Annotated in this window: 25 protein-coding genes; 11 read left to right on the plus strand and 14 right to left on the minus strand. The window is 57.2% G+C overall.

The genetic code is table 11. The features are described from left to right. The first annotated feature begins 60 nt into the window (after positions 1-60). Positions 61-1,755, plus strand: coding sequence for a methyl-accepting chemotaxis protein (locus ACW9E7_RS09105; protein ID WP_458727620.1), 1,695 nt, complete (start codon positions 61-63; stop codon positions 1,753-1,755). 89 nt (positions 1,756-1,844) lie between these two features. Here the strand turns inward: ACW9E7_RS09105 and ACW9E7_RS09110 are convergent, their stop codons facing one another. The 4 genes from ACW9E7_RS09110 to ACW9E7_RS09125 form a co-directional block, all read right to left on the minus strand. Beyond that, positions 1,845-4,226, minus strand: a complete 2,382-nt coding sequence (locus tag ACW9E7_RS09110) for a glucose/quinate/shikimate family membrane-bound PQQ-dependent dehydrogenase (protein WP_458727621.1) — start codon at positions 4,224-4,226, stop codon at positions 1,845-1,847. A 255-nt stretch (positions 4,227-4,481) separates the two neighbouring features. Next, positions 4,482-5,405 carry a LysR substrate-binding domain-containing protein gene (locus ACW9E7_RS09115; RefSeq protein ID WP_111964646.1) on the minus strand — a complete coding sequence of 308 codons (924 nt, stop codon included), beginning with the start codon at positions 5,403-5,405 and terminating at the stop codon, positions 4,482-4,484. 180 nt (positions 5,406-5,585) lie between these two features. Continuing rightward, the gene (locus ACW9E7_RS09120; protein WP_021242539.1) at positions 5,586-6,470 is read right to left on the minus strand and encodes an SDR family oxidoreductase; all 885 of its coding nucleotides are present in this window, start codon (positions 6,468-6,470) and stop codon (positions 5,586-5,588) included. Between the two features lie 64 nt (positions 6,471-6,534). Then, positions 6,535-6,924, minus strand: coding sequence for a YdeI family stress tolerance OB fold protein (locus tag ACW9E7_RS09125; RefSeq protein ID WP_045910503.1), 390 nt, complete (start codon positions 6,922-6,924; stop codon positions 6,535-6,537). 138 nt (positions 6,925-7,062) lie between these two features. Here ACW9E7_RS09125 and ACW9E7_RS09130 point away from each other — a divergent pair, with 138 nt between their 5' ends. Genes ACW9E7_RS09130 through ACW9E7_RS09145 form a run of 4 tightly spaced genes read left to right on the plus strand, consistent with a single transcriptional unit; the run spans position 7,063 to position 9,556 of the window. Then, positions 7,063-7,566, plus strand: a complete 504-nt coding sequence (locus tag ACW9E7_RS09130; RefSeq protein ID WP_458727622.1) for a hypothetical protein — start codon at positions 7,063-7,065, stop codon at positions 7,564-7,566. Between the two features lie 9 nt (positions 7,567-7,575). After that, entirely contained in the window at positions 7,576-8,022 is a 447-nt protein-coding gene (locus ACW9E7_RS09135; protein WP_458727623.1) for a DUF421 domain-containing protein, read from the plus strand. 11 nt (positions 8,023-8,033) lie between these two features. Then, positions 8,034-8,552, plus strand: a complete 519-nt coding sequence (locus ACW9E7_RS09140) for a 2-oxo-tetronate isomerase (protein WP_458727624.1) — start codon at positions 8,034-8,036, stop codon at positions 8,550-8,552. Between the two features lie 17 nt (positions 8,553-8,569). Next, on the plus strand, positions 8,570-9,556 hold the full coding sequence (locus ACW9E7_RS09145) for an SDR family oxidoreductase (protein ID WP_023311673.1): 987 nt from the start codon (positions 8,570-8,572) through the stop codon (positions 9,554-9,556). On the opposite strand, the gene ACW9E7_RS09150 is transcribed toward ACW9E7_RS09145, so the two are convergent. From ACW9E7_RS09150 to ACW9E7_RS09185, 8 genes are all read right to left on the minus strand, one after another. Beyond that, a complete protein-coding gene (locus ACW9E7_RS09150) occupies positions 9,557-11,182 on the minus strand; it encodes an alpha-amylase family protein (RefSeq protein ID WP_458727625.1) in 1,626 nt (541 codons plus the stop codon). A gap of 8 nt (positions 11,183-11,190) precedes the next feature. Further along, on the minus strand, positions 11,191-12,201 hold the full coding sequence (gene cydB / locus ACW9E7_RS09155) for a cytochrome d ubiquinol oxidase subunit II (protein WP_133294382.1): 1,011 nt from the start codon (positions 12,199-12,201) through the stop codon (positions 11,191-11,193). Continuing rightward, entirely contained in the window at positions 12,201-13,604 is a 1,404-nt protein-coding gene (locus ACW9E7_RS09160) for a cytochrome ubiquinol oxidase subunit I (RefSeq protein ID WP_111964640.1), read from the minus strand. The genes cydB and ACW9E7_RS09160 overlap by 1 nt, the downstream gene beginning before the upstream one ends. A 67-nt stretch (positions 13,605-13,671) precedes the next feature. Then, on the minus strand, positions 13,672-14,544 hold the full coding sequence (locus ACW9E7_RS09165) for a manganese catalase family protein (RefSeq protein WP_008502274.1): 873 nt from the start codon (positions 14,542-14,544) through the stop codon (positions 13,672-13,674). A gap of 17 nt (positions 14,545-14,561) precedes the next feature. Continuing rightward, positions 14,562-15,068: a ferritin-like domain-containing protein gene (locus tag ACW9E7_RS09170; protein WP_014883791.1), complete on the minus strand. Its 507-nt coding sequence runs from the start codon at positions 15,066-15,068 to the stop codon at positions 14,562-14,564. 25 nt (positions 15,069-15,093) lie between these two features. Next, a complete protein-coding gene (locus ACW9E7_RS09175; RefSeq protein ID WP_111964639.1) occupies positions 15,094-15,297 on the minus strand; it encodes a hypothetical protein in 204 nt (67 codons plus the stop codon). A gap of 23 nt (positions 15,298-15,320) precedes the next feature. Continuing rightward, entirely contained in the window at positions 15,321-15,815 is a 495-nt protein-coding gene (locus tag ACW9E7_RS09180; protein ID WP_111964638.1) for a YciE/YciF ferroxidase family protein, read from the minus strand. A 94-nt stretch (positions 15,816-15,909) separates the two neighbouring features. Beyond that, positions 15,910-16,095, minus strand: coding sequence for a con-10 family general stress protein (locus ACW9E7_RS09185; RefSeq protein WP_004150795.1), 186 nt, complete (start codon positions 16,093-16,095; stop codon positions 15,910-15,912). A 529-nt stretch (positions 16,096-16,624) separates the two neighbouring features. Between ACW9E7_RS09185 and hglS the strand changes: the two genes are divergently transcribed. Further along, positions 16,625-17,968 carry a 2-oxoadipate dioxygenase/decarboxylase HglS gene (hglS, locus tag ACW9E7_RS09190; RefSeq protein WP_458727626.1) on the plus strand — a complete coding sequence of 448 codons (1,344 nt, stop codon included), beginning with the start codon at positions 16,625-16,627 and terminating at the stop codon, positions 17,966-17,968. Between the two features lie 43 nt (positions 17,969-18,011). Then, positions 18,012-19,517, plus strand: a complete 1,506-nt coding sequence (locus ACW9E7_RS09195; RefSeq protein WP_458727627.1) for a carboxylesterase/lipase family protein — start codon at positions 18,012-18,014, stop codon at positions 19,515-19,517. Here ACW9E7_RS09195 and ACW9E7_RS09200 read toward each other — a convergent pair. Beyond that, a complete protein-coding gene (locus ACW9E7_RS09200) occupies positions 19,504-20,346 on the minus strand; it encodes a LysR family transcriptional regulator (protein WP_149366879.1) in 843 nt (280 codons plus the stop codon). The genes ACW9E7_RS09195 and ACW9E7_RS09200 overlap by 14 nt on opposite strands. Before the next feature lie 114 nt (positions 20,347-20,460). Between ACW9E7_RS09200 and ACW9E7_RS09205 the strand changes: the two genes are divergently transcribed. The 4 genes from ACW9E7_RS09205 (at position 20,461) to rimL (ending at position 24,918) form a co-directional block, all read left to right on the plus strand. Next, positions 20,461-21,630, plus strand: coding sequence for a methionine aminotransferase (locus ACW9E7_RS09205; RefSeq protein WP_458727628.1), 1,170 nt, complete (start codon positions 20,461-20,463; stop codon positions 21,628-21,630). A gap of 22 nt (positions 21,631-21,652) precedes the next feature. Continuing rightward, the gene (locus ACW9E7_RS09210; RefSeq protein WP_021242531.1) at positions 21,653-22,426 is read left to right on the plus strand and encodes a transporter substrate-binding domain-containing protein; all 774 of its coding nucleotides are present in this window, start codon (positions 21,653-21,655) and stop codon (positions 22,424-22,426) included. Positions 22,427-22,668: 242 nt separating this feature from the next. Next, positions 22,669-24,324: a glucan biosynthesis protein gene (locus tag ACW9E7_RS09215; protein WP_458727629.1), complete on the plus strand. Its 1,656-nt coding sequence runs from the start codon at positions 22,669-22,671 to the stop codon at positions 24,322-24,324. Positions 24,325-24,369: 45 nt separating this feature from the next. Continuing rightward, a complete protein-coding gene (rimL, locus tag ACW9E7_RS09220; protein WP_458727630.1) occupies positions 24,370-24,918 on the plus strand; it encodes a 50S ribosomal protein L7/L12-serine acetyltransferase in 549 nt (182 codons plus the stop codon). Here rimL and ydcK read toward each other — a convergent pair. Next, on the minus strand, positions 24,913-25,893 hold the full coding sequence (gene ydcK / locus ACW9E7_RS09225) for a YdcK family protein (RefSeq protein WP_458727631.1): 981 nt from the start codon (positions 25,891-25,893) through the stop codon (positions 24,913-24,915). The genes rimL and ydcK overlap by 6 nt on opposite strands. Positions 25,894-25,996: the final 103 nt, after the last annotated feature.

Below are 25,996 nucleotides of genomic sequence, written 5' to 3' on the forward strand. Positions count from 1 at the left end.
GCCGATGACTATTTAACACGCATGTTTTTACGCATCTTACCTACAAGAGAGTCGACGGTCATGGACAACACTACTTCGATGCAGGCGCAGCGCAAGTTGAGCTTCTTGCATCACATCAGGCTGGTTCCGCTGTTTTCCTCCATTCTCGGTGGCATTATTCTTCTGTTCGCCTTGAGCTCGGGTCTGGCGGGGTATTTCCTGCTGCAGGCCGATAACGATCAGCAGGATGTCACATCCGAAATTCAGGTGCGTATGGGGCTGTCGAACAGCTCAAACCATCTGCGAACCGCACGTATCAATCTGATTCACGCCGGTGCGGCAAGCCGCATCGCGGAGATGGATGCGATGAAGCAGAACATCAGCGAGGCGGAAAAGCGCATTAAGCAGTCCCAGGACAGTTTTACCGCCTATATGAACCGTACGGTGCGCACCTCTTCAGACGAAGCGCTGGACGCTGATCTGAAAGCACGCTACGAGGCTTATATCTCGGGCATGCAGCCGATGGTGAAATTTGCCAAAAACGGCATGTTCGAAGCGATTATCAACCACGAAAACGAAACGGCGCGTCCGCTGGATGACGCTTACAACGCCGTGCTGCTAAAGGCGATTAAGATCCGTACCGAGCGTGCCAATGCGCTGACGGCGCAGGCGCACAGCCGCACGCAGCTGGGCCTGATGTTTATGGTGGGCGCGTTTGCGCTGGCGCTGGTGCTGACGGCGATGACCTTTGTCGTGCTGCGCCGCACGGTAATCAATCCGCTGCAGCGTGCAGCGAAACGTATCGAGAATATCGCTAAGGGCGACCTGACGATGCCGGACGACGTGGCCGGGCGCAGCGAGATTGGCCGCCTGACGCGCGATCTGCAAACCATGCAGCACTCGCTTGAAAAAACGGTCGGCACCGTGCGTCAGGGGGCGGAGGAGATTTACCGCGGCACCAGCGAGATCTCTGCCGGTAACACCGATCTCTCTTCCCGCACCGAGCAGCAGGCTGCCGCCATCGAGCAAACCGCCGCCAGCATGGAACAGCTGACCGCGACGGTGAAGCAGAACGCCGATAACGCCCATCATGCCAGCAAGCTGGCGGAAGATGCCTCCGGGAAAGCCACCCGCGGCGGTCAGATGGTTTCCGGCGTGGTGAAAACCATGGGCAATATCTCCAGCAGCTCGAAGAAGATCTCTGAAATCACCGCCGTGATTAACAGCATTGCCTTCCAGACCAATATCCTGGCGCTTAACGCGGCGGTAGAAGCGGCGCGGGCGGGCGAGCAGGGGCGCGGATTTGCTGTGGTGGCAAGTGAAGTGCGCACTCTGGCAAGCCGCAGTGCGAATGCCGCAAAAGAGATCGAAAGCCTGATCAACGAATCGGTATCGCTGATCGACCAGGGTTCCGGCGAGGTTGTCGCCGCCGGTAACACCATGAATGAAATCGTCGAAGCGGTTAAACGCGTGACCGACATCATGCTGGAGATTGCCGCAGCGTCCGATGAGCAGAGCCGCGGTATCGTGCAGGTGAGCCAGGCGATTTCCGAGATGGATAAAGTGACCCAGCAGAACGCCTCGCTGGTGGAGGAAGCCTCCGCGGCGGCGGCGTCTCTGGAAGAACAGGGCGCGCGTCTGACCGAGGCGGTCGGCGCGTTTCGGTTGAGCAGCAAGACACAGGGGCGTACTCAACCGCAGAACTCCGCAGCGGTAAAACCGGCTGCACTACGTCCGGCGGTTGCAGATAGCGGGGACAACTGGGAGACGTTCTGAGTCGACAGTCGTGTCGGGTGGCGCTTCGCTTACCCGACCTACAAAAACTGACCTACAAAAAAGGGACCTTTCGGTCCCTTTTTCACATCTTATTTCTTATCGGGTAATGCGTACGCGATAACGTAATCACCGCGGTCCGGCGACTGGCGGGCGCCACCGGCGTTAATGATGATGTACTGCTTACCGGTTTTCGGCGACACGTAGGTCATCGGGCCGGACTGGCTGCCAACCGGCAGGCGGTCTTTCCAGATCTCTTTCCCGGTGGCGGTATCAAACGCGCGCAGGTAGAAATCCTGGGTACCGGCAAAGAACAGCAGGCCGGACTGGGTAGAGAGCGACGCGCCCAGGGTCGGCATGCCGATCGGGATTGGCATGTGCATGCGAATGCCCAGCGGGCCGGTATCTTCCACCGTGCCGACAGGAACCTGCCACACCAGCTTGCCGGTTTTCAGGTCAACGGCTGACATGGTGCCAAACGGCGGCTTCTGGCACGGAATGCCCAGCGGCGACAGGAAGCGTTCACGCATCGCGCCGAACGGCGTGCCGTCCATTGGAACTATCCCCATCTCGATGCCGCTGGCATTTTTCGCCACGTTTGCGCGCGGCACCATATAGTTTGCCAGGCCCAGGCGCATATCGTTGACAAACATCAGGCTGTTGTTCGGGTCAACGGAGACGCTGCCCCAGTTCATCCCGCCGAGTGAGCCAGGGAACTGCAGGGAACGGTCGAGACCCGGTGGGGTGAAGACGCCCTGATGACGCATCTCTTTAAACTGAATGCGGCACAGCAGCAGGTCGACAGGCGTCGCGCCCCACATGTCGGATTCGGTCAGCGTCTGGTTGCCAATCATCGGCATGCCGACGGAGTACGGCTGGGTCGGGGAGTAGCGTTCACCTTCAACGTTACCCGCCGGGACAGGGCGTTCCTCTACCTTCGCGACCGGCTTACCGGTTTCGCGGTTAAGCATGAAGATCATGCCCTGCTTGCTGGTCTGCACCAGCACAGGCGTGGTGCCGCCCTTACCGTCAGGCAGGTCGTACAGCAGCGGCTGGGAAGGCAGGTCGAAGTCCCACAGGTCGTGGTGGGTGGTCTGGAAATGCCAGCGAACCTGACCGGTGGCCGCGTCGACGGCGACGATGGATGAACTGTACTTATCGTCCAGCGCGGTACGCTCTCCCGCCCAGAAGTCCGGGGTGGCGTTGCCGGTTGGCAGGTAGATCAGGTTCAGCTTAGCGTCGTAGGACATCGCTGACCAGACGTTCGGCGTGCCGCGGGTGTAGGTCTGGCCTTCTGGCGGCAGGCCGGTCAGGTTCGGATTACCCGGATCCCACGCCCAGGCCAGCTTACCGGTGTGAACGTCGTAGGCGCGCACCACGCCCGGCGGCTCGCCGGTTGAGTAGTTATCCGCGACGCGACCGCCGACGACGACAACGTTCCCGGCAACCAGCGGCGTCGAGGTTTGCTGATAATATCCGGGCTTAATCTCACCCATGCCGACGCTCAGATCCACGGTGCCGTGGTCGCCGAAGTCGTCGCAGACCTTGCCGGTATCCGCGTTGATGGCAATCAGGCGGGCATCGGTAGTGGGCAGGAACAGGCGGCGAGGGCATGCCGCAGGCTGTGTTTCTGCCTGTGACGTTGTCACGCTGGAGTGGTCTTCAAAATAGCCCAGACCGCGGCAGCGCTGCCAGTTAGGCGCCGTGGCTTTGGAATCGTAGCGCCATTTTTCTTTGCCGGAATCCACGTCCAGCGCCAGCACTTTACTGTATGGGGTACAGACGTACAGCGTGTCGCCAATCTGCAGAGGCGTGTTCTGATCTTCCGCACCCGAGCCGTTGCTCTGCGGAATATCGCCGGTGTGTGCAACCCACGCGACTTTCAGCGAGCTGACGTTTTGCTTGTTGATCTGGTCCAGCGCGGCGAAACGGTCGCCGTGGGTGGTATTGCCCCAGTGCTCCCAGTTCTTTTGCTGCTCGCCAGGGGCGACGGGTTTCACCGGAACGGGCTCGTTGGCAGCCACAAGGGTCTGAGGCTTAAACATCCAGCCCAGGCTGACCAGCATCGCCACCGCGAGCACGGCCGCGACGCCAAAAGCGGGAGCCTTGTTCGCGGCGCTGTGGTTTGCCGTGCGCAGGAAGGGCCAGACGATGGCGCACAGGAACGCCAGTACGGCAAAGGTAAACAGGCGGGAGAAGAGCGGCCAGAAATCCCAGCCTGCATCGCTTACCGCCCAGAACAGCGAGGCAATAAACGCGATGCCGTAAAGCAGGATCCCGCTGGTGCGGTTGAGGAAAATCAGGATCGCGGCAATCACCATTACCACGCCCATTATCAGGAAGTAACTACTTCCGCCCACGGTGGCGAGCTTAAAGCCCAACCCGCCGACCGCCAGACCGATGAGCATCATCAGTCCGGCAAGAAGCCACTGCAGAATACGAGGTATCCCGCGCGGCGCGCTGCCAAATGCCATTTCTGTCTCCTTAGATCCCCCGCCGTGTCGGGTATGTACCAGTTGGGTAATAAATGCGGTGGGATTGATGGTTGATGCCGGTGAATTCGTTTATATCAAATAATTTGCGAACCATTTGGTGAATTCGCCGCTATGATAAAACTGTTAAATTGTTTTAAGCAATTGTTAATGATTTATTCCGCATTATTTGATTAAGGCACAGGTCAACCCCCTCGCCCCTGAGGGGAGAGGGTCAGGGCGAGGGGCAAAAAGTTTCTAAACCGGCATTGATTTACGGATGGCGCTCAGCAGCGTCTGCGCACCCGTTGAGAGTGGGGTGTCGACGCGGGTCAATATGCCGATAGGTTCACCGGGGCCAGGGGAGGTAATCGGCAGCGCGATCAGCGTTCCCTGGCGTAAATCATCTTTTACCGCCCCGGAAGGGACGAACCAGACGTAGTCATAATCCAGCGTAAGCTGGCGTGAAAGCGAGGCTGACAGCGTTTCGATACACCCTGAGGGCAGCGTACACCCCTGCATTTGCAGCAAGGTTTCGGCGGTCTGGCGCGGGACGGTCCCTTTCGGACACACCACCACCGGCCACTCCATTACGCGGCTTAACGTCACCGTGTCCTGCAGCAGCGGGTGATCGGGACGAACCACCAGCTTCAGGGACTCCAGGAACAGCAGTTCGTAATTGAGACCCCCCATCAGTTCAGGGTCGGACATGCGGCCGATACCGATATCCAGTTCGCCCGATTTCAGCCCCGCGAGCAGCATGGTGTTATTCATGGTGGCAACCTGAATCGTGGTATGCCGTTGCTGCTTGTGGAACTGGCCAATCACCGGCGGAAGAATGCCCAGCGCGGCGGTGGGCAGGGCCCCGACGCGGACGACCTCGCTGGTGTGTTCTTCTTTTCGGTGCAGGGACTGGCCTGCGGTATTGAGCGCATCCAGCACCTTAACGGCGTGCGTAAGGAACTGTTCGCCCACGATGGTAAGCTGCGCCCCCAGCCGACCGCGGTCAAAAAGACGGGCGCCGGTCAGCTGTTCAAGCTCGTTGAGGGTTTTTGAGAGCGCAGGCTGGCTAAGGTTAAGAGTTTCAGCCGCACGCCCCAGCGTTCCCTGTTGAGCGACGGCCACAAATGTATGCAAATGGCGCAAGCGTATGCGCTGACTGAACAGACCATTTTTTTCCATAGGCGATGTTAAAAACAGAGCGATGCGGGTGACAAGTTAAGTTATTTAATTTTGATAACCTGATAGCAAAATATTTTTAACATTTGATCTGTTTGAGTTACAACATGTTTTTCGGCGGGGAATAAGAGCGAACGTCCTTGTTCATTTATTGCTCATTACTGAGGGGAAAGGGTTAAGCGGTTAGATTACGCCGTCACCGCCGTCAGAACACCACACTTGGCCGGACGTAAACGAACATTCATCCGAGGCCAGCGTGACGTACAGCGGGGCGATCTCGACGGGCTGACCCGGACGTCCCAGCGGCGTATCGCCGCCAAACTCCTTCACTTTTTCCATCGGCTGGCCGCCGCTGGACTGCAGCACCGTCCAGTATGGGCCGGGAGCGACCGCGTTGACGCGAATGCCTTTCGGACCCAGCTGCTTGGCTAAGGATTTGGTAAATACCGCCAGACAGGCTTTGGTCTGGGCGTAGTCCAGCAGCACCGGGCTTGGCTTCACAGCCTGAACGGAGGAGGTATTAATGATAACGGACGAGGCCTTCAGGTGCCGCAGCGCCGCCTTCGTGATCCAGAAAGGGGCATATACGTTGGTTTTAAACGTCGCGTCAAAATCTTCGGTAGTCAGCTCTTCAAGGGATTCACGGAACTGCTGGCGACCGGCGTTGTTGACCAGAATATCCAGCCCGCCCAGCTTCGAGACGGCTTCTTCGACCAGGTTCTGGCAGAAGGTTTCGTCCCGAACGTCCCCCGGCAGCGCGACGGCGTTCCGGCCTTCGGCTTTGATAAGGTCGATGACCTCCGCGGCGTCTTTTTCCTCTTCAGGCAGATAGTTAATCGCCACGTCAGCGCCTTCACGGGCATAGGCGATGGCCACTGCGCGACCGATACCCGAGTCACCGCCGGTGATCAGCGCTTTTTTACCGGCCAGGCGGCCATGCCCTTTGTAGCTGGTTTCCCCGTGGTCGGGTACAGGCTGCATTTCGGATGCCAGTCCCGGTGGCGTTTGTGGCTGTTCCGGGAACGGGGGCTGCGGATAAGCGTTCGTACGTTGTTGGGTATCACTCATAGCTGACTCCTTAAGCCAAGGGGTGAAATTTGATGGATAACTGCAGCGTTAACGCTTCGCTGAATTATTTCTGCAAACGATCGACGCGGACGACGGCAGGAGATGATTTTTTATCAAGCGAACCGTTGATGCTGATCATCTGGTCGGGTTTTACCGTTCTGCCGTCAAAGACTGCCTGGGGAATAATAACGTCGATTTTTCCGGTTTTATCCTGAAATACAAACTTATCGCCGCTACCGTCAATAAGATTACCGCGCAGTGAAATGGTCGCACCGTCGTGCAGTTGTTTTGCCTGATCGATGGTCATAATACGCGCGTCATCGGTTCCGCGATATCCGCTATCCAGCGCATGGGGTGGCGGCGGAGCTTCACCTTTTTGTAACCCGCCGTTATTATCTGCGAAGGCGGCCGGAACCAGAAATATCATAAAAGCGGAAATAAGCGATAATTTCATCGGATATCCTTCATTTTGGGTGTCTTGACTTATTAAGTATTGTTGCTATTTCTTTATGTGGCAAATGTGATAAGTCCTAAAAACATTCGCGTGAGAAATCAAACTTATCGGATAATAAGCGAAACGGTGACGATGACCATGAAGCGTGAAAATGAAAAGTTGCCCGGGATAGATGAGAGTTTTCGCTTGCTGACGTTTGAATACGCGTTTCGTCAGGTGGGTTTTATTGTTCTGCTGGCTATTATCATCGCGGCTATCGCCGGTCTGTTTTCAAGCGGGTGGGTCAGCGATACGGTCAAAACCAATTCCGCAAAATCACTGACCATAAGCTATGAACGGTTTGGCCGACGGGAGACGGAGACGCGAATGGCGCTGGCGTTCCCGGTACAATCAGAGGGTAAGTATGTTCTCAGCATGACCAGCGAGAGCAGCGATGTTTACGAGCCTGGCAGCGTCTGGCCGAAGCCTGACAGCATGTTCAGCCGGGGCAAGACCCTCTATTTTGTCTATAACAACTTGAAAAAATCAGACAACTTCTCTGTGTTATTCTTCACCACGCCTTCGAGAGCCGGTAAATGGAACACAACCATCCGTATTAACAGCGAGCCGGAGATAACCTTCTGGCAATTTATTTACCCCTAGGAGGCTGATATGGATATGGTCTTTCGTGCGCTGGCGATTTATCTGTTCCTCGTGGTGGTTTTTAAAGTGGCCGGGCGGCGTGCGCTGCTGCAGATGACTAGCTTCGATCTCATTCTGCTCCTGATAATTAGTGAAGCCACGCAACAGGCGCTTCTCGGACAAGATTTTTCCGTCACCGGTGCGATGATTACGATTACCACCCTGGTGGTAGTGGATATTATTTTTGGCCTTATGAAGAAGTATTTTTCCCCGGTGGAGAATATTCTGGACGGCACTCCAGTGATTCTTGTGGAAAACGGCGTACCCCTGGCTGATAAACTCAAAAAGGTCGATGTCTCTTGCGATGATATTCTGGTGTCGGCGCGCCAGAATAATGGCATTACACAAGTGAGTGAAATTAAATATGCCATACTTGAACGCAATGGGCATATTTCAATTATTCCCTTCGAGAAATAAGAGGCGCAAAGATGAGCAATCTTTTTCACGATAACAATTATACCGTGGGTGAGCTGACGAAAAAACTGGCGAGCAAATTAACCGATCTCGGGCTTCGCTTAACCACGGCGGAATCCTGCACCGGCGGAAAGCTATCGGTAGCGCTCTGTACCGAAGAGAACACGGCCGATTTTTATGATGTTGGCCTGGTCGTATTCAGCGACGAAGCCAAAGCGCGGATCCTCGGCGTTCGTCCTGAGACGCTCGCGCGCTGTACCGCGGTCAGTGAGCAGACGGTGACCGAGATGGCCGCCAGCATCCGCGACATCGCCCAGGCGGATATCAGTATCGCCATCAGCGGCTATGCTGGCCCGGAAGGGGGCGACGACGGCACGGCGGCGGGGACGGTCTGCTTTGCGTGGAACATCCAGGGCGAGACGCAAACCCGCACCGTACTGTTTTCCGGAGACTGTCAGGACGTGGTGGAAAAAGCGGTGCATTTTTCGCTGGCCGAGCTGGTGACAGCATTGTCGGACGGGCATAAAGGTTGAGTTCACGTGGAGGTTCTATGGCTGTCATAGTGATTACCGGTGGGACGGCGGGCGTGGGAAAAGCCACGGCGCTGCACTTTGCAAAAGCAGGTTACGACGTGGGGCTCATCGCCCGCGATGAAGCCAGCCTGCACTCTACCCAGGAGGAGCTACGGCGCTTTGGCGTTAATGCCCACGCCGTGCAGGCGGACGTCGCCGACAGCCAGGCGGTGGTGGATGCCGCTAACGAAATTGAGTATCGCCTCGGCGCGATAGATGTCTGGGTGAACAACGCCATGGGGGCCGTTCTGGCACCGTTCCGAACCCTCACGCCGGACGAGTTTCGCCGCGTGACTGAGGTGACGTACCTCGGCTACGTGAACGGCACTCGCGCCGCGCTCGAACTTATGGTTCCGCGCGACAGGGGCGTAATAATCCAGGTGGGGTCCGCGCTGGCCTACCGTTCCATTCCGCTGCAGTCAGCCTACTGCGGGGCAAAAGCGGCGATCCGCGGGTTCACCGACGCGGTTCGTACCGAGCTGATGCATGAGAACAGCCGAGTTCAGCTTTCGATGGTGCAGATGCCCGGGCTCAATACCCCGCAGTTCGAATGGGCGAGGAATAAGTTTGCCTGGGCGATGCGCCCGGTGCCGCCTGTCTTTGAGCCTGAGGTGGCCGCCAGCGCCATCTTCAGGGTGGCGCAAAAACCGGTTCGCGAGCTGTGGGTCGGCAGCAGCACCATCCAGTCAATTGTCGGGCAATTTTTCTTCCCCGGTTTTCTCGATCGGCTGATGGTGAAAAAGGCGTGGGAAGGCCAAATGACCGACGATCTCAACGCGCCGGATCGTCGGGACTATCTCGACCAGCCGGTTAACGATCTGCATAAAATCCATGGCCGCTTTACTGACGAGGCGAAAACCCGCGCACCGTCCGTCACCTCCGGCATGCCGGGTAAGGTGGCGCTGGGCGCCCTCGCGGTGGCGGGAATAGTGCTGACGCGTCTGATAACCCGCCGGAAACCGTAATCAGCGCAGCGCGCTGCGGTGCGTCCAGAACCAGCGATAGCCGTAGCCGCCAAGGCTGAGCTCTGCGGTTTTACCGCAAACCAGCGCGTCATCGTAGCGTTTGTCCGCAAGACAGGCGGTCCAGGTGGCGTTGCGGATCCCCTTGACGGTGAACCGTACCGGCTGGTCGCTGAAGTTAACAAAGGTCAGGATGCTGCGTTCTTCGGTCTCGTAATAGATCCCCAGCACCGCGTCATTATCGATCGTGAGGAGCCGAAAGGGCGCAACGGCGATTTCGGGGAACTCCGAGCGGGTATTGGCGATATCAATGATCCGGTGCAGAAGCGAGTTGCGGTGGAGGAGCGAATCGGCGACGTTGATTTTCTGATAGCGATAAGGGCCGCGGTCGATAATCGGCGCGATAAATTTTTTCGGGTCGGCTGCCGAAAAACCGCCCCCCTGTGACCCCGCCCACTGCATTGGGGTGCGGACGGCGTAGCGCTCCTCCAGCTGCAGGTCGTCACCCATGCCGATCTCGTCGCCGTAGCGCATCACCGGGACACCCGGCAGGGAAAACAGCACCGCGTGGCAGAACGCCAGCCGCTTCCGATCGCCGTTGAGCATCGGGGCCAGGCGACGGCGGATCCCGCGCTGATAGACGTTCATCTCCTCATCAGGGGCGAAGGTATCGAGGACAAACTGTTTGTCTTTCTGACTAATGCCTTCCAGATCCAGCTCGTCGTGGTTGCGCAGCCAGTTGGCAAAACAGCATGAATCGGGCGGGACGATCATCTTCTTCACCGCATTGCGCAGCGGGCGGGCGCTTTTGCGGGCCAGGCTGACGTAGAAATACTTGTTGAGCCAGAAGTTGAACACCAGATTCAGGCGGTCGTTTTTGCCGAAGTAGTCTTTATAGGTCTCAACGTCTACGTCAACTTCGCCAAGCAGGATCGCGTCCGGGTTGTGTTGCTCGATAAGACGACGCATATGCTCGAGGATCCACAGGCCCTTTTTTTCATCACCGTTTCCCGCCTGGGTGGTCAGGTGAGATGCGGCATCCAGTCGAAATCCCGACACGCCTAGCTTGAGCCAGAAGAGGATGATGTTCTCAATCTCTTTCAGCACCGCGGGCGAGGTCAGGTTCAGGTCCGGTTCGTGGCGATAGAACATGTGCCGGTAGTATTGTCCCGCCTCGTCGTCCCAGCTCCAGATGCTCTTTTCGACGCCGGGAAACATGGGGGGCGTATCGTCCTCGTCGTTATCTGACCAGAGGTAGTAATCCCGGTAGGGTGATGCCGGGTTGCGGCGGGCCTGCTGGAACCAGGGATGCGCGTCGGAGGTGTGCTGGATCAGCAGCTCGATAATGACCTGCATGCCCAGCTCGCGGGCCTGTTCGATAAAGGTGATGATATCGGCCAGCTTTCCGAAGCGGGGATCCACCTGGAGATGGTCGCTGACGTCATAGCCTTCATCAAGAAAGGGCGTGAGGTAAAACGGGGTGATCCAGATAACTGTCGCCCCCATGCGGCGAATGTAGCGCAGCTTGGCCGTTATCCCGGCGATGTCCCCGCAGCCATCGCCGTTCAGGTCATAAAAGAGTGCGGTATCAATCTGGTAAATAATGGCCCGTGTATGCCAGTCCGTCATAGCGTTCCTCAGTGATAGCCTTCAGTATCCGAAACCTTGCCCCGGAACACGTAATAGCTCCAGGCGGTGTACACCAGGATCACCGGAATAATCAATAACGTCCCGACCAGCATAAACAGCTGGCTGGCAGGCGGAGCTGCGGCCTCCCACAGGGTGATGCGCGGCGGAATAATGTTCGGCCAGAGGCTGATGCCCAGCCCGCTGAACCCGAGGAAGATCAGCCCCAGCGTCAGCAGGAAAGGGCGCGCGTGGCTGTCCGGATTGCGGGTCAGGCGCCAGATCAGCACGCTGAAGATCCCGACCAGCAGCGGAACCGGCAGGAACCAGAAGAAGTTGGGCAGGGTAAACCAGCGGTCGGCGACGTACTGCCAGCCGAGCGGGGTCCAGACGCTGACTACCGCGATAACCACCATCAGGGCCAGCAGCACGTGGCGGGTCAGCTCGCGCATGCGCTGTTGCAGCGCGCCTTCGCTTTTCATAATGAGCCAGGTGGTGCCCAGCAGCGTGTAGGCGACGACCAGCCCGATGCCGCAGAACAGGTTGAAGGGGGTGAGCCAGTCCAGCGCCGAGCCGACATAGCGTCGGCCCTCCACGTCAAAGCCGTTGATCACGGCGCCCACCACCACGCCCTGGCTGAAGGTAGCGAGCAGGGAGCCGCCGGCAAAGGAGTAGTCCCAGAATTTACGGTGTGAAGGGGTGGCTTTGAAGCGGAACTCAAAGGCGACGCCGCGAAAGATGAGGCCGATCAGCATTGCGGTGAGCGGGATCGTCAGCGCATCAATAATGACCGCATAGGCCAGCGGAAACGCGCCGAAAAGCCCCGCGCCGCCGAGCACCAGCCAGGTCTCGTTGCCGTCCCAGACGGGCGCGACGCTGTTGACCATCACATCGCGCTCTTTCGCATCGCCCACGAAGTTAAACAGCAGGCCAATCCCCAGGTCGAAGCCGTCCATAATGATATACATCAGCGTGGCAAACACGATGATGGCAAACCAAATCACCGAGATATCGACGCCCATCAGATTCTCTCCTCTTCCGGAACAGACTCCGCGGCAGACAGCGGACGGGCAGGCGTGCCCGAGGTGTTTGACGTCAGCGTATCGACGGGCTGAGGACCTTTCTTAATCAGCCGGATAAGATAAACATAGCCCACGCCAAATACGGATGAGTAGACGACGAAGAACGCCAGCAGGCTGATGCTCATCTGCAGGGTGCTGTGCAGCGATACCGCGTCGATGGTGCGCAGGTAGCCATAGACGACCCACGGCTGACGGCCCACTTCGGTGGTCACCCAGCCGGCGAGCAGCGCCAGCAGCCCCGCAGGCCCCATGCAGAGGGCAAACCAGTGGAACGGGCGCGAATGATACAGTCGATGGCGATAGCGCAGCCAGACGCTGACCAGACCGAGGGTAATCATCAGCAGCCCCATCCCGACCATCACGCGGAACGACCAGAAAACGATGGTCGAGTTTGGGCGATCCTCTTTTGGGAAGTCTTTCAGCGCGGGGACCTGTTTATCCAGACTGTGCGTCAGGATCAGGCTGCCGAGGGCAGGGATCTCCAGACCGTATTTGGTGCGCTCCTCCTCCATATCCGGCAGGCCAAACAGCAGCAGCGGGGTGGCCTCGCCGGGCGGATTTTCCCAGTGCCCCTCAATAGCGGCGATTTTCGCCGGCTGATGCTCAAGCGTGTTCAGGCCGTGCATATCGCCCACCACCGCCTGAATGGGTGCGACCAGCAGCGCCATCCACATCGCCATCGAAAACATGGTGCGAACGGCTGGCGTATCGTTCCCGCGCAGCAGGTGCCAGGCACCCGACGCGCCGACAAACAGCGCGCTGCTCAGGAACGCGGCGATAGCCATATGAATAAGACGGTAAGGGAAGGAGGGGTTAAAAACGATGGCCAGCCAGTCCTGCGGGATAACCTGCCCATTTTCGATAGTGAAACCCTGCGGCGTATGCATCCAGCTGTTGGAGGCGAGGATCCAGAAGGTCGACATTAGCGTGCCGAGCGCCACCATGCAGGTCGAAAAGAAGTGCAGCCCCGGGCCGACCTTGTTCCAGCCGAACATCATAACGCCGAGGAATCCGGCCTCCAGGAAGAAGGCGGTTAACACCTCATAGGTCAGAAGCGGGCCGGTAATGCTGCCCGCGAACTGGGAGAACCCGCTCCAGTTGGTGCCAAACTGATACGCCATAACCAGCCCGGAAACGACGCCCATGCCGAAGTTAACGGCAAATATCTTTAGCCAGAAGTGGTATAGCGATCGCCAGACGTCGTTTTTGGTGCGCAGCCACATGCCTTCCAGCACCACCAGATAGCTGGCGAGGCCGATGGTGATCGCGGGAAAAAGGATATGGAACGAGACGGTAAAAGCGAACTGAATTCTGGCCAGATGAAATGCATCGAGTTCGAACATGGTCCGTACCTCTGAGACGATGGGGCACGCGACTTGCCGGGCAGTTCAGGACTGCCCGGCAAACCGATTACGGTTTAGTCTTACCGGCACCCAGCTCGGCACCGGTCAGCGGGTCGGAATGTGGATCGGACTTCGTGCGGGCAGACATCGCCTTAACCAGAGTTGCCTGCTCGGTTGTGAGCGTCACGCTGGCACTGCCATCGCCGCCGTCAACCGCAGGCTGGGGGGACTCAACGTAATCGAAATGTTTATCGCTGTTCCAGCTTCCGCGAACCTCTCCACCTTCAGACATATTGTAGTACTTGTTGGTGAATTCCTCGATTGGCGGCAGTTTTCCCGGCGGGAAATTATTACGGATGGACTGCAGCGCCTTCTCAAAGGAGAGCTGATGCGCCGCCTCACGCGTCATCAGAAACGCCAGCGCGTCCTTAACGCCGGGATCGTCGGTCACGTTGATCAGCCGTTCATAGATGATTTTGGCTCTGGCTTCGGCCGCCACGTTCGAACGCAGATCCGCCGTCGGCTCGCCAATGGTGTCGACGTAGGCCGCCGTCCAGGGCACGCCCGCTGAGTTGGTGAGCGGAGTGCCGCCGCCGTAGAGCAGGGAGGTGATGTGGCTGTCATTCCCGTTTTCGGTCATGGAGCGATACAGCTCGGCCTCATTTTCCACCCCTTCCGCCAGCGCCCCCTTGGCACCTTTATTCAGCATGCCGACCAGGGTGCCGATAATTTCGAGGTGGCTTAACTCCTCGGTTGCGATATCCATCAGCATATCCTTACGGCCCGGATCGTCATCGCTCAACCCTTGCGTAAAGTACCTGCAGGCGGCAGCCAGTTCACCCTGCGGCCCGCCAAATTGTTCCAGTAAAAGGTTGGCAAGGCCGGGATTCGGTTCGGCGACGCGAACCGTGTATTGCAGCTGTTTGACGTGTCGAAACATGCTCACTCTCCTGTGGGTTATTTTTTCGCTTCGACACCCGACGCGTCTGAACGCAGCAGGAACTGTTCCGTCGTTTGCGGGATATGACGAATCAGCCAGTCGGCCATTTCGCGCTCTTCGGCGAGGATCGTCTCAATAGCGGGTATTGAAGCGGTATCGCCCGCTTTTTTCGCCGCCGCGAGCAGGGAGGTATAGCAGGCGATTTCAAACTGTTCGAAAACATAGCCGCTGATCGAGCCCTTCACGATTTCGTCGGAAGGGAACATGCCGCCGATGGATTGTCCCAGCGCCGCCATTTTGCTCATCGAGTCTTTTAAGACCGAACGAGAAATATCATTACGGTCGAGGATTTCCTCCAGCAATGTGATTTGCCGTTTTGTCTCATTAATATGTTGCTCAATTCTGGCGCGAACATCAGGATAATTATCGATACGGCTGGCCATGGATTCCAGCATTGATTCGGCTTGCTTTTCCATTGCATGGGCATCGCGTAGCCAGTCATGGTAGTGTTCTACGTGATTCATCATTGTATCCTCATTAGGGGTTCGCTTATTTGTTCTCACTTTCAGCAGCCTGATCGGCACGTGCGGCACTGTAGCCAGATAAATGGCCGACAATATTGGCATAAATACTGATGATAATGACCCATAGCACGCTGTTCTTCCACCATATTACGGAAGGAATAGCGAGAATGAACCATATTATTGCTGCCGCTAAATGGCACCGTTTAATTGTCCTGGGACTGATGCTCATTTTATTTAACCTGTGTTATAGCGTCATTTTTGCGCTTTTTGGTTAATGTTGCCTACGGCCAGATCGGTGAGTTTCAGGTCGGTCTCTTTTTCTTCTTCCAGGGTTTCGGCAAGAAGCTTAACGGCTTTTTTATAGCCCAGTTGTTCTGCTAATGTGGCAAGGGTACCGTAGCTGGCTATTTCATAATGCTCGACTTTTTGCGCAGCGGCAATTAAGGCAGCATCACGCACTTCATTTTTTTCCGTACTTTCGATAACTTCGTTGGCTTCTTCAATTAAGCCTTCCATCGCCACGCACTTCATGCGTTTAATCTTAATTCCTTCTTCCTGTTCGACAATCTGGTCGATACGTTCGATCTGACCCTGCGTCTCCTCCAGGTGCGCGGTAAAGGCTGCGCTCAGCTTCTCGCTGGATGCTGCGCGGGCAAGCTTGCTAAGCGCGCGAGTCAGCTGCTTTTCCGCACTGTAGGTATCGGAGAGAAGATGAATAAATACATCCTCAACACTTTTCATATTCATAATAATTACGCTCCGGTAAAATAAAGAATGGGTGCTGCGAGCTTTTCAGCCCGCAGCATGCTCTCTGGTTTTATTAAAAGAGTACTAAATAAGATCAGGAGTTATCAGACTTACGGCCTCCGCCGTGACTGTTCTGTCCCCCTTTCTTACCCGCTTCAGATGCGCGTTGCGGATCGTTTTTAAAATTACCACCGCTGTGCTGGCCACCTTTACGTCCAGCTTCTGATGCTTTTTCACGGTCTTCAGCGAAATTACCGGAACCACCACGATGCTCTGCCATATTAAACCTCATAGTCATATATTGGTTATGTCAGTACGATACGAAAATATTCCGTATCACTCGTCGTTCGAGTAATAACTCTAGTCGCTGTGTGAGAACCGTCAAATGCGTTTTGCTATTTACGGCTGCGTTGTTTTTAAATATTTGTAAATTTGCGCTTCGCTTGAGCTGGAAATATGGATAGACAGGAAGGACTTGTAAAAATCTGTTCAGATTATTCCTAACTTTGAGCTAAAAATTTGAAAGCTGGGGATAAAAATAATGACGCGTTAAAATTGGTTAATTTGCCGTCAGAGGAAAATAAAAAAATACTCCTTTATAGCTAGAAAGCGAAACCCTAAATAATTATAAGGAAAAACCTGGATAAAAAGCGTCGGGCACGAAAGGGCGGTTTCGTTGAGGCTTGTTAAGAGGCCAGTCGCACACGGTTTGACCACTGTTGTCTTAAGATCACAAATCAGAAATCTTTCCCCCCGGAAGGAACGGGTTTCTCTACACTCCAGGTAATATTCACTGGAGGCATGACATCATGGCGAACACCATCACGGCTGATGACATTCGGGAACACTTTTCGCAGGCTATGTCGGCGATGTACCAGCAGGAAGTTCCGCAGTACGGCACCTTGCTTGAACTGGTAGCGGACGTAAACCTGGCGGTGCTGGAAAATAACCCACTATTACATGAACAACTGGCAAACGCCGATGAGCTTGCGCGCCTGAACGTGGAGCGTCACGGGGCAATTCGTGTTGGCAGTGCGCAAGAGCTTTCAACCCTGCGCCGTATGTTTGCCATCATGGGCATGTACCCGGTCAGCTATTACGATCTCTCCCAGGCGGGGGTGCCGGTTCACTCAACGGCGTTTCGCCCGATCGATGATGCGGCGCTGTGCCGTAATCCGTTCCGCATCTTTACTTCGCTGCTGCGCCTTGAGCTGATTGAAAACGTCGCGCTGCGCGAACGGGCGGCGGAAATCCTGTCTCACCGGAACATCTTCACCCCGCGCTGCCTGGAACTGATCGACCTGCACGAGTCGGAAGGGGAGTTTTCTGACGCACAGGCCCATGAGTTTGTGCAGGAAGCGTTAGAAACTTTTCGCTGGCACCGTCACGCGACGGTCGATCGGGAGACCTATCTGGCGCTGCACAACGAGCACCGTCTGATTGCCGACGTGGTCTGCTTCCCGGGCTGCCACATTAACCATCTCACGCCTCGCACGCTGGACATTGACCGGGTGCAGGAGCTGATGCCGAAGTACGGTATCGAGCCGAAAATTCTGATAGAAGGCCCGCCGCGTCGCGAGGTGCCCGTCCTGCTGCGTCAAACCAGCTTCAAGGCGCTGGAAGAGCCGGTGCTGTTTGCCGGGGAACATAAGGGCACCCACACCGCGCGCTTCGGTGAGATTGAACAGCGCGGCATGGCGCTGACCCCGAAAGGCCGGGAACTGTACGATAGCCTGCTTGCCCAGGCCGGTACCGGTAAAGATAACCTGACCCATCAGCTGCATCTGCGGGAGATCTTTAGCGCCTTCCCGGACAGCGAACTGTTAATGCGCCGTCAGGAGCTGGCGTATTTCCGCTATCGCCTGACGCCTGCGGGTGAAGCGCATCGCCATGCGTTCCGGCCGGGAGACGATCCGCAACCGCTGATCGAGCGCGGATGGGTGGTTGCCCAGCCGATCACCTACGAAGATTTCCTCCCGGTCAGCGCCGCGGGGATTTTCCAGTCCAATCTCGGGAATGAAACACAGGCCCGCAGCCACGGTAACGCCAGCCGCGATGCGTTTGAAGACGCGCTGGGCTGCCCGGTATATGACGAGTTTACGCTCTACCAGGAGGCTGAAACGCGCAGCAAACAGCGTTGCGGTTTGCTCTGAAATCGTTACTCTGCTGGGGTGTGATGGAAAAAATAAGGTCGTTATGCAAAATCCTTCCGCCCCTGTGGTTGAAACGCGCCAGGGCGCACTCTCTGGTTTAACCGATGAAAATGTCCATGTCTGGTGCGGTATTCCCTACGCAGCACCGCCCGTGGGCGAGTGGCGCTGGCGCTCCCCGCGGCATCCTGAGCCGTGGGATGGCGTTCGCGAGGCCACCGCCTTTTCGGCCTCAAGCTGGCAAAGCAGCGAATATTGTCAGGAGCTGGGCGGTGGCGATCCCGGCCAGTTCTCAGAAGACTGTCTTTATCTGAACGTCTGGTCCCCCAAAGAGCGCGCCGGGGCGCTTCCGGTTATGGTATGGCTGCACGGTGGTGGCTTTACCATTGGCGCGGGGGGCTTACCGCCCTATAACGGCAAAGCGCTGGCTACGCGCGGCGTTGTTGTCGTGACGATCAACTACCGTCTCGGCCATCTCGGCTTTTTCGCCCATCCCGCGCTGGAAGGCGAGGAAGATCGCGTGGTGCATAATTTTGCATTGCTGGATCAGATCGCCGCGCTCGAATGGGTTAGGGACAATATCACCGCATTTGGTGGCGACCCCGCTAACGTGACCCTGTTTGGAGAATCCGCCGGTGCGCGCAGCGTGCTTTCTCTGCTGGCATCGCCCCTGGCGGCTGGCTTGTTCCACAAGGCGATTGTGCAAAGCGGGTACACCTTGCCGGACACGCCGCGCGAACAGGCGCTGCAAAAAGGGGAGGCGCTGGCCGCCCATTTTGGCCTGGAGAAGGCGACTGCTGAGCAGCTGCGCGCCATTCCGCCGGACGCGTTCTGGCCGTTAACCGCGCCGCTGAACGTCGCACCGGCGCCCATCGTCGGGGACTGCGTTCTGCCCGAAGCGATGCTGGACGTCTTTTTCGCTGCCCGCCAGCATCCCGTACCGGTGATGATTGGGTCGAACAGCGATGAGGCCAGCGTGATGGCGGTGTTTGGCATCGATCTCGCCGGGCAAATCCAGAAGCTCCGCCGGGAGCGACGCTTCGGACTGGGGCTGATTAAGCTGCTCTATCCGGGCGTCAAAGGCGATGAAGAGCTGGGCAGGCAGGTGTGCCGCGACATGGCGTTCACCACGATGGGCTACGTCGTGATGCAGGCTCAGCAGCGCGTCGGCGGATTGTGCTGGCGCTACTGGTTTGACTATGTCGCGGAGGCGGAACATGCCACCTATATCAACGGTGCCTGGCACGGCAACGAGGTTCCCTATGTCTTTGATACGTTAGGTCAGGTGGAGCCTTCACGTCAGTACGTCAACGAACGGGATCTGCAGTTTGCTGCCCACGTGGCCGATTACTGGGTGAGCTTTGCGCGTGACGCTGGTCCTCGCGAGATCCTGCCAGGGCCGACGCACTGGCCCGCATGCCGTAAAGGCCGGGACGTTTTATTACGCATTGGCGTGAATAAACATGCAGGTTTCAGGCTTGAAAACCGCTTTATGCGCGCCCGGATGAGCCTCTTCAAACGGGTGATGAAGCACCACGTCAGCCTCGATTAAGCAAACAGGCGCGAAACGCCGCCAGTCCATTTTCCTCGCCTGGCGTTTCGCGCAGCACCAGCCGGTAGCTGGCGCCGGTTTTAATGCTTGTCTCATAGGGCCGCATCAGCCTTCCGGCGCGGACATCTTCGGCCACCAGCGTTTCGTCGGCAATGGCCACGCCCAGCCCCTGAATGGCGGCCGTAATCGCGAGATCCATCGTGTCGAAGTGTTGATTTTTGTGCATGGCAAAGCCCGGACCTTCCTGTTTCGTCAGCCACAGCGACCAGTCTGTCTTATCCCTTGTGGGGTGCAGGAACGTCAGCGATCCCAGCGTTGCACCCGCCCGCACCGGGCTTATCACCGGGGTGAGCGCCTCTTCGAACAGCAGGTCGCCTGCGCTCATGTGCGTCCCGAACACGATGGCCGCGTCGTAAGATTCGGTTTTGAAATTGACGTTGTGATCGGTGGTGGTGGTCAGGGCGATCTGCAGATCCGGCTGCTCACGCTCAACCTCCAGCAGGCGCGGCACCAGCCAGCGCATGGCGCAGGTGGGTGCCTTGAGCCGGATCACGGTCTGCTGGCTGCGGGCCTGGTCGGCCACGGTCAGCAATTGTTCAAAAGCAGACTGCAGCTCCGGAAGCAGGGCGCTGCCCTGCGAAGAGAGGCGCAGGCCGCGCGCGTGGCGTTCAAAAAGCGGAAAGCCAAACCACGCTTCGAGGGAGGCGATCTTGCGGCTCACGGCTCCCTGCGTCAGGCAAAGTTCTGCGGCAGCATGGGTCAGATTCAGGTGACGCGCGGTGACTAAAAATGCGTCGATGGCATTGAGCGGGAGCGAACGGCGCGACATGGAAAACCCTCAGCTATGCATTTTTATCATGGCTATTATGACAACAATTCGATTGTCCCGACAACAGAGATGTTGTTTGAATAGTTATGCAATGTCCATGAGAAGGGAAAGAGGATGACTTTACGAACGCCAGTGCAGACGCGCTCCAAACTGCCCGATGTGGGGACCACCATTTTTACCGTTATCGGCCAGCTCTCGGCGCAGCATAACGCGATTAACCTTTCTCAGGGCGCACCGAATTTTTCCTGCGACCCGAAGCTGATTGCGGGCGTCACCCGCGCAATGGAGTCGGGGCATAACCAGTATGCGGCGATGACCGGCCTGCAGCCGCTTAAAGAGCGCATTGCCGATAAAATTGCCACGCTTTACGGCACGCGCTATGACCCGGCCGGCGAGGTCCTGGTGACCGCCAGCGCCAGCGAAGGTCTCTACTCTGCAATCAGCGGGCTGGTGCACCCGGGTGATGAGGTGATTTACTTTGAGCCCTCTTTTGACAGCTACGCGCCGATTGTCCGTCTGCAGGGGGCAACCCCAATTGCCATCAAGCTGACCGTGCCGGATTTTGCCGTCAACTGGGATGAGGTCCGTGCTGCCATCACCCCGCGCACGCGCATGATTATCATCAATACGCCACACAACCCGAGCGGTCAGGTCTTCTCCGCCGACGATCTGCAGCAGCTGGCGGCGCTGACCCGCAATACTGACATCATTATTTTGTCTGACGAAGTGTACGAACACGTGGTGTTTGACGGTGAGCCGCACCACGGGATGGCTACGCACCCGCAGCTGGCGGAGCGTAGCGTGATTATTTCTTCTTTCGGAAAAACCTATCACGTCACCGGCTGGCGCGTGGGTTACTGTGTTGCACCGGCGGTGCTGATGGACGAGATTTGTAAAGTCCATCAATTTTTAATGTTTTCTGCCGATACGCCAATGCAGCACGCGTTTGCTGAACATATGGTCGACCCGCAAACCTGGCTGTCGCTGTCGGCGTTTTACCAGCGCAAGCGCGATCTGCTGCAGAGTCTGCTGGCCGATTCGCCGTTCACGCTGCTGCCCAGCGCCGGATCGTTCTTCATGCTGGCGGACTACAGCCAGTTCAGCGACGAGCGCGACAGCGATCTGGTGAAGCGGCTGATCGTCGAGTACGGTGTTGCCACTATTCCGCTGTCGGCGTTTTATGCGGACGGTACGGATAATAAATTGATTCGTCTCTCTTTTGCGAAAGATGAGGCGACGTTACGGGCAGGTGCCCAGGCCCTGTGTCGGGTTAAACCACGCTGAGATAGGCTCTGAGGAGTATGAGATGAAATTACGCGCGTTAGTTGTCGGCATGGGATTGCTGTGTACCTTTTCCTCCTTCGCGGCGTCCGAGCTGCGTTACGGTCTGGAAGCAGAGTATCCGCCGTTTGAAAGCCGCAATGCGGCAGGCGAACTGGAAGGGTTTGACGTTGAGCTGGGGAACGCCATCTGCAAAGCGGCAGCGCTGAAGTGCAGCTGGGTGGAAACCTCGTTTGATGCGCTGATCCCGGGCCTGGTGGCGAAGAAATTCGACGCCATCAACTCGGCGATGAATATCACCGAGCAGCGCCGCAAGAGCATTGATTTTACCCAGCCTATCTACCGTATTCCGTCGCAGCTGGTGGGCAAGGCCGGTACGGCGGTCGAGGCGACGCCTGAAGGGCTGAAGGGGAAAACCATCGGCGTGCTGCAGGGCTCCATTCAGGAAACCTATGCCAAAGAGCACTGGGAAAAGCAGGGTGTCACCGTGGTGTCTTATAAAGATCAGAATATGGCCTGGGGCGATCTGCTGAATGGTCGTATCGACGCCTCGCTGGTCATGTCCGCGGCCGGGCAGGCAGGTTTCCTCAGCAAGCCGCAGGGAAAAGGGTTTGGCTTCATCGGCAAGCCGGTGTCTGACGACACTATCCTCGGCAGTGGGATCGGCTTTGGGTTGCGTAAAGGTGACGAGGCCACCAAAAAGCAGCTTGACGCCGCAATTGATAAAGTACGTGCCGACGGCACGATCGCCAAACTCGCTGATAAGTACTTCCCGGGTATCGATGTCAGCGTAAAATAACCACCTCATTAGCCCCGGCGAACGATGTCGCGCCGGGGCATTTTTCTACACATTTTCCAGGCTTTCTTTACACCACTTTCGGGCCGTTCTGGTCGACAGAAAATATTTCTCACTTTGTTCATATAATCACCGGCCAACAATTGGATTCTTAACCATTTTTGTTTAGGCTGTGCGTTCTTTCTTGCCGTCATTTCGCCGAGCGCGGAACACATTCACACGACCATAAGGACGTTTTTCCAGGCATGAATCGCAGACGTTTTCTAAAAGGCTCGCTGGCAGCGGCAGCCCTGAGCGGCACATCCGGCCTTGCCTCCCTGTTTTCCAAAGCGGCATACGCCGCCGACTCTGACATTGCTGACGGCCAGAGCCGTCGTTTTGACTTCTCCGTACTGCAATCCATGGCGCATGACCTGGCAAAAACCCCGTGGGGTGGCGCGCCGCGCCCGCTGCCGGAGACGCTGGCGACCATGACGCCGCAGGCGTACAACGCCATCCGCTACGATGAAAAGCAGTCTCTGTGGAACAACATTGAAGGGCGTCAGCTGGACGTGCAGTTCTTCCATATGGGAATGGGGTTCCGCCGTCGCGTGCGGATGTTCTCGCTGGACCAGTCGACCTCTATGGCGCGCGAGATCCACTTCCGTCCTGAGCTGTTCAGCTACGGTGAAACGGGCGTGGATACCAAACAGCTGGAAGGGCAAAGCGATCTCGGCTTTGCGGGCTTCCGCGCCTTTAAGGCGCCGGAGCTGGCGCGTCGCGATATCGTCTCCTTCCTGGGCGCGAGCTACTTCCGCGCGGTGGATGACACCTACCAGTACGGCCTTTCCGCCCGCGGTCTGGCGGTAGACACCTTTACCGACACGCCGGAAGAGTTCCCGGACTTTACCTCCTTCTGGTTTGAAACCGTCAAGCCAGGCGACACGACCTTTACCGTTTATACGCTGCTCGACAGCCCGAGCATCACGGGTGCCTATAAATTCGTGATCCACTGCGAGAAGAGCCAGGTGATCATGGAGGTGGAAAACCACCTCTACGCGCGTAAGGACATCAAGCAGCTCGGCATCGCGCCGATGACCAGCATGTTCAGCTGCGGTAATAATGAACGCCGCATGTGTGACACCATTCACCCGCAAATTCATGACTCCGACCGCCTGGCGATGTGGCGCGGCAACGGGGAGTGGATCTGTCGTCCGCTGAACAACCCGCAGAAGCTGCAGTTCAATGCCTATATGGACAAAAACCCGAAAGGGTTCGGTCTGCTGCAGCTCGATCGCGATTTCTCGCACTATCAGGACGTAATGGGGTGGTACAACAAGCGTCCAAGCCTGTGGGTGGAACCGCGTAACGACTGGGGTAAAGGCGCGGTTGGCCTGATGGAGATCCCGACCACCGGTGAAACGCTGGATAACGTGGTCTGCTTCTGGCAGCCGGAAAAAGCCGTCAAAGCGGGCGACGAGCTGGACTTCAAATATCGCCTCTACTGGAGCGCGATGCCGCCTGTGCGCTCCCTGCTGGCCAACGTCTTCGCCACCCGTACCGGCATGGGCGGCTTCCCGGAAGGCTGGGCGCCGGGCGAAAATTACCCGAAAGTATGGGCCCGTCGCTTTGCGATAGATTTTGTCGGCGGCGATCTGAAGGCCGCTGCGCCAAAAGGCATCGAGCCGGTGATTACGCTCTCCAGCGGTGAAGCGAAGCAGGTGGAGATCCTCTACGTTGAGCCGTTTGACGGCTATCGCATTCTCTTTGACTGGTACCCGACGTCGGATTCGACGGAGCCGGTGGATATGCGTCTGTTCCTGCGCTGCCAGGGCGACGCCATCAGTGAAACCTGGCTGTACCAGTATTTCCCACCGGCGCCGGATAAACGTAACTACGTTGACGACAGGGTAATGCGTTAACGTTCGATTCCCTCTCCCTCCGGGAGAGGGTTAGGGTGAGGGGCAATGACCGCAGTAAAATCCGAAATTATCCCGGTATCTGACGCTCTCGAGCTTCGCGCCGTCGAAGAGCGCTATACCGCCGATCTGCACAACCTCGTCGTCAAAAACAGAATCTTTCTGCAAACCGCCTTTGACTGGGCGCAGCACGTAGGTAGCGAAGAGGATACCCGCCGCAACGTGCAGAGTAACCAGATGCTGCACCAGCGCGGCTACGCCAAAATGTTTTTGATCTTCAAGGATGATGCGCTGGTTGGCGTCCTGTCGTTCAACACCATTGAACCGACCAACAAGGCCGGGTACATCGGCTACTGGCTGGATGAAGACCACCAGGGGCAGGGCATTCTCTCCCGGTCTCTGCAGGCGTTTATGCGCTACTACGTCGAACGCGGTGAGATCCGTCGTTTTGTGATCAAGTGTCGGGTGGCGAATCAGCACAGCAACAGCGTTGCCGTGCGCAACGGTTTTTCGCTGGAAGGGTGCCTGCGGGAAGCGGAATACCTGAACGGCCGCTTTGACGACGTGAATATCTACGGCAGAATTTATACCCTATAACGCACCCAGCAGCGGCGTGCGGGTGATGCGCTGGTCGCCGTTAATCACTTTTTCGCCGCGCAGGTGAATGCTCTCGCCGGCAAATGCTTCAATAACCGCATCGTCGGTGATTTCAACCCGATGTTCGATCAGCACATCCCCGCTGATGCGCGCGCGCCCCTGAATCACCACTTTATCATCCAGCATGATCGGCCCGCCGCGCAGCCAGGCCTGCCCGCCAATCAGGACGTGATGCTTGATGACGCAGTTGCCTTCGACCACGGCATTCTCCGCAATCTGCGAGCTGTAGCGCACCGTCGGGATGGCATCGTCGTCAAAGCCGGCAATCACGCGGGCGTTACCATAGACTTTTGCACAGTCGCACACCCACACGTTGTTGAGTTCGTTACCCTCGAGGATCGCGTTGTCGAAGACCTCGGCCCGGTGTTCAACAAAGGCAAAATTAACCATCGCCTCGCCGTAGATTTGCGCCTGGTGCACAATGCGCGACTGGCTCACCGTCGCCTTGTCGTAAATTTGCAGGATCTGCTCATGGTCCGGCGTCAGTCCTTTGGCGGCAATGATCAGGCTGTGGTGCAGCACGCGCGCTTCGCCGTAGATATGGCACTCGCCCCGTACGCAGGATTGCTGAATGGTGACGTTGTCACTTATTCGCGCCCCGTGGCTGACCTCCGCGCCGTCCAGCCAGCAGCTGTCGCCGATACAAGCTTCATGGCTCACGACGCACGGCAGGGTAAGACGCGCGTTTCCGGACACGGTCGCTCCGGCGAACACCACGCTGTTTTCATCGTAGATCCAGCAGTCGCCGTCCTGCGCGAGGGCGCGCTCATCGTCAATCCAGCCGCCTCTCGTGCCGACCGTCACGTCATTAAAGTCCGCCGTGGCGATAATCTGCCGCAGCGTAGTGGCGTGGGTGGTTTCGCCATTTTTCCAATGCCAGAGGCGGGTCTCGTCGCTGAGGCGATATTTGTTCATCTTTATTTCTCTGATAAGCGTCTTCACTAAACGTAGCAAATTTTTCGATTTTCGAGCGGCTGGTAACCAGACGGTAAACGCCTTAAAATGGCATCCAGAATGC

This window comes from Enterobacter sp. H2G27 (genome assembly GCF_054403075.1).

Excerpts from the sequence above, each read along its gene's own strand:
- ACW9E7_RS09105 (WP_458727620.1), top strand. The coding sequence starts at position 61 with ATGGACAACACTACTTCGATGCAGGCGCAGCGCAAGTTGAGCTTCTTG.
- ACW9E7_RS09110 (WP_458727621.1), bottom strand. The coding sequence starts at position 4,226 with ATGGCATTTGGCAGCGCGCCGCGCGGGATACCTCGTATTCTGCAGTGG.
- ACW9E7_RS09115 (WP_111964646.1), bottom strand. The coding sequence starts at position 5,405 with ATGGAAAAAAATGGTCTGTTCAGTCAGCGCATACGCTTGCGCCATTTG.
- ACW9E7_RS09120 (WP_021242539.1), bottom strand. The coding sequence starts at position 6,470 with ATGAGTGATACCCAACAACGTACGAACGCTTATCCGCAGCCCCCGTTC.
- ACW9E7_RS09125 (WP_045910503.1), bottom strand. The coding sequence starts at position 6,924 with ATGAAATTATCGCTTATTTCCGCTTTTATGATATTTCTGGTTCCGGCC.
- ACW9E7_RS09130 (WP_458727622.1), top strand. The coding sequence starts at position 7,063 with ATGAAGCGTGAAAATGAAAAGTTGCCCGGGATAGATGAGAGTTTTCGC.
- ACW9E7_RS09135 (WP_458727623.1), top strand. The coding sequence starts at position 7,576 with ATGGATATGGTCTTTCGTGCGCTGGCGATTTATCTGTTCCTCGTGGTG.
- ACW9E7_RS09140 (WP_458727624.1), top strand. The coding sequence starts at position 8,034 with ATGAGCAATCTTTTTCACGATAACAATTATACCGTGGGTGAGCTGACG.
- ACW9E7_RS09145 (WP_023311673.1), top strand. The coding sequence starts at position 8,570 with ATGGCTGTCATAGTGATTACCGGTGGGACGGCGGGCGTGGGAAAAGCC.
- ACW9E7_RS09150 (WP_458727625.1), bottom strand. The coding sequence starts at position 11,182 with ATGACGGACTGGCATACACGGGCCATTATTTACCAGATTGATACCGCA.
- cydB (WP_133294382.1), bottom strand. The coding sequence starts at position 12,201 with ATGGGCGTCGATATCTCGGTGATTTGGTTTGCCATCATCGTGTTTGCC.
- ACW9E7_RS09160 (WP_111964640.1), bottom strand. The coding sequence starts at position 13,604 with ATGTTCGAACTCGATGCATTTCATCTGGCCAGAATTCAGTTCGCTTTT.
- ACW9E7_RS09165 (WP_008502274.1), bottom strand. The coding sequence starts at position 14,544 with ATGTTTCGACACGTCAAACAGCTGCAATACACGGTTCGCGTCGCCGAA.
- ACW9E7_RS09170 (WP_014883791.1), bottom strand. The coding sequence starts at position 15,068 with ATGAATCACGTAGAACACTACCATGACTGGCTACGCGATGCCCATGCA.
- ACW9E7_RS09175 (WP_111964639.1), bottom strand. The coding sequence starts at position 15,297 with ATGAGCATCAGTCCCAGGACAATTAAACGGTGCCATTTAGCGGCAGCA.
- ACW9E7_RS09180 (WP_111964638.1), bottom strand. The coding sequence starts at position 15,815 with ATGAATATGAAAAGTGTTGAGGATGTATTTATTCATCTTCTCTCCGAT.
- ACW9E7_RS09185 (WP_004150795.1), bottom strand. The coding sequence starts at position 16,095 with ATGGCAGAGCATCGTGGTGGTTCCGGTAATTTCGCTGAAGACCGTGAA.
- hglS (WP_458727626.1), top strand. The coding sequence starts at position 16,625 with ATGGCGAACACCATCACGGCTGATGACATTCGGGAACACTTTTCGCAG.
- ACW9E7_RS09195 (WP_458727627.1), top strand. The coding sequence starts at position 18,012 with ATGCAAAATCCTTCCGCCCCTGTGGTTGAAACGCGCCAGGGCGCACTC.
- ACW9E7_RS09200 (WP_149366879.1), bottom strand. The coding sequence starts at position 20,346 with ATGTCGCGCCGTTCGCTCCCGCTCAATGCCATCGACGCATTTTTAGTC.
- ACW9E7_RS09205 (WP_458727628.1), top strand. The coding sequence starts at position 20,461 with ATGACTTTACGAACGCCAGTGCAGACGCGCTCCAAACTGCCCGATGTG.
- ACW9E7_RS09210 (WP_021242531.1), top strand. The coding sequence starts at position 21,653 with ATGAAATTACGCGCGTTAGTTGTCGGCATGGGATTGCTGTGTACCTTT.
- ACW9E7_RS09215 (WP_458727629.1), top strand. The coding sequence starts at position 22,669 with ATGAATCGCAGACGTTTTCTAAAAGGCTCGCTGGCAGCGGCAGCCCTG.
- rimL (WP_458727630.1), top strand. The coding sequence starts at position 24,370 with ATGACCGCAGTAAAATCCGAAATTATCCCGGTATCTGACGCTCTCGAG.
- ydcK (WP_458727631.1), bottom strand. The coding sequence starts at position 25,893 with ATGAACAAATATCGCCTCAGCGACGAGACCCGCCTCTGGCATTGGAAA.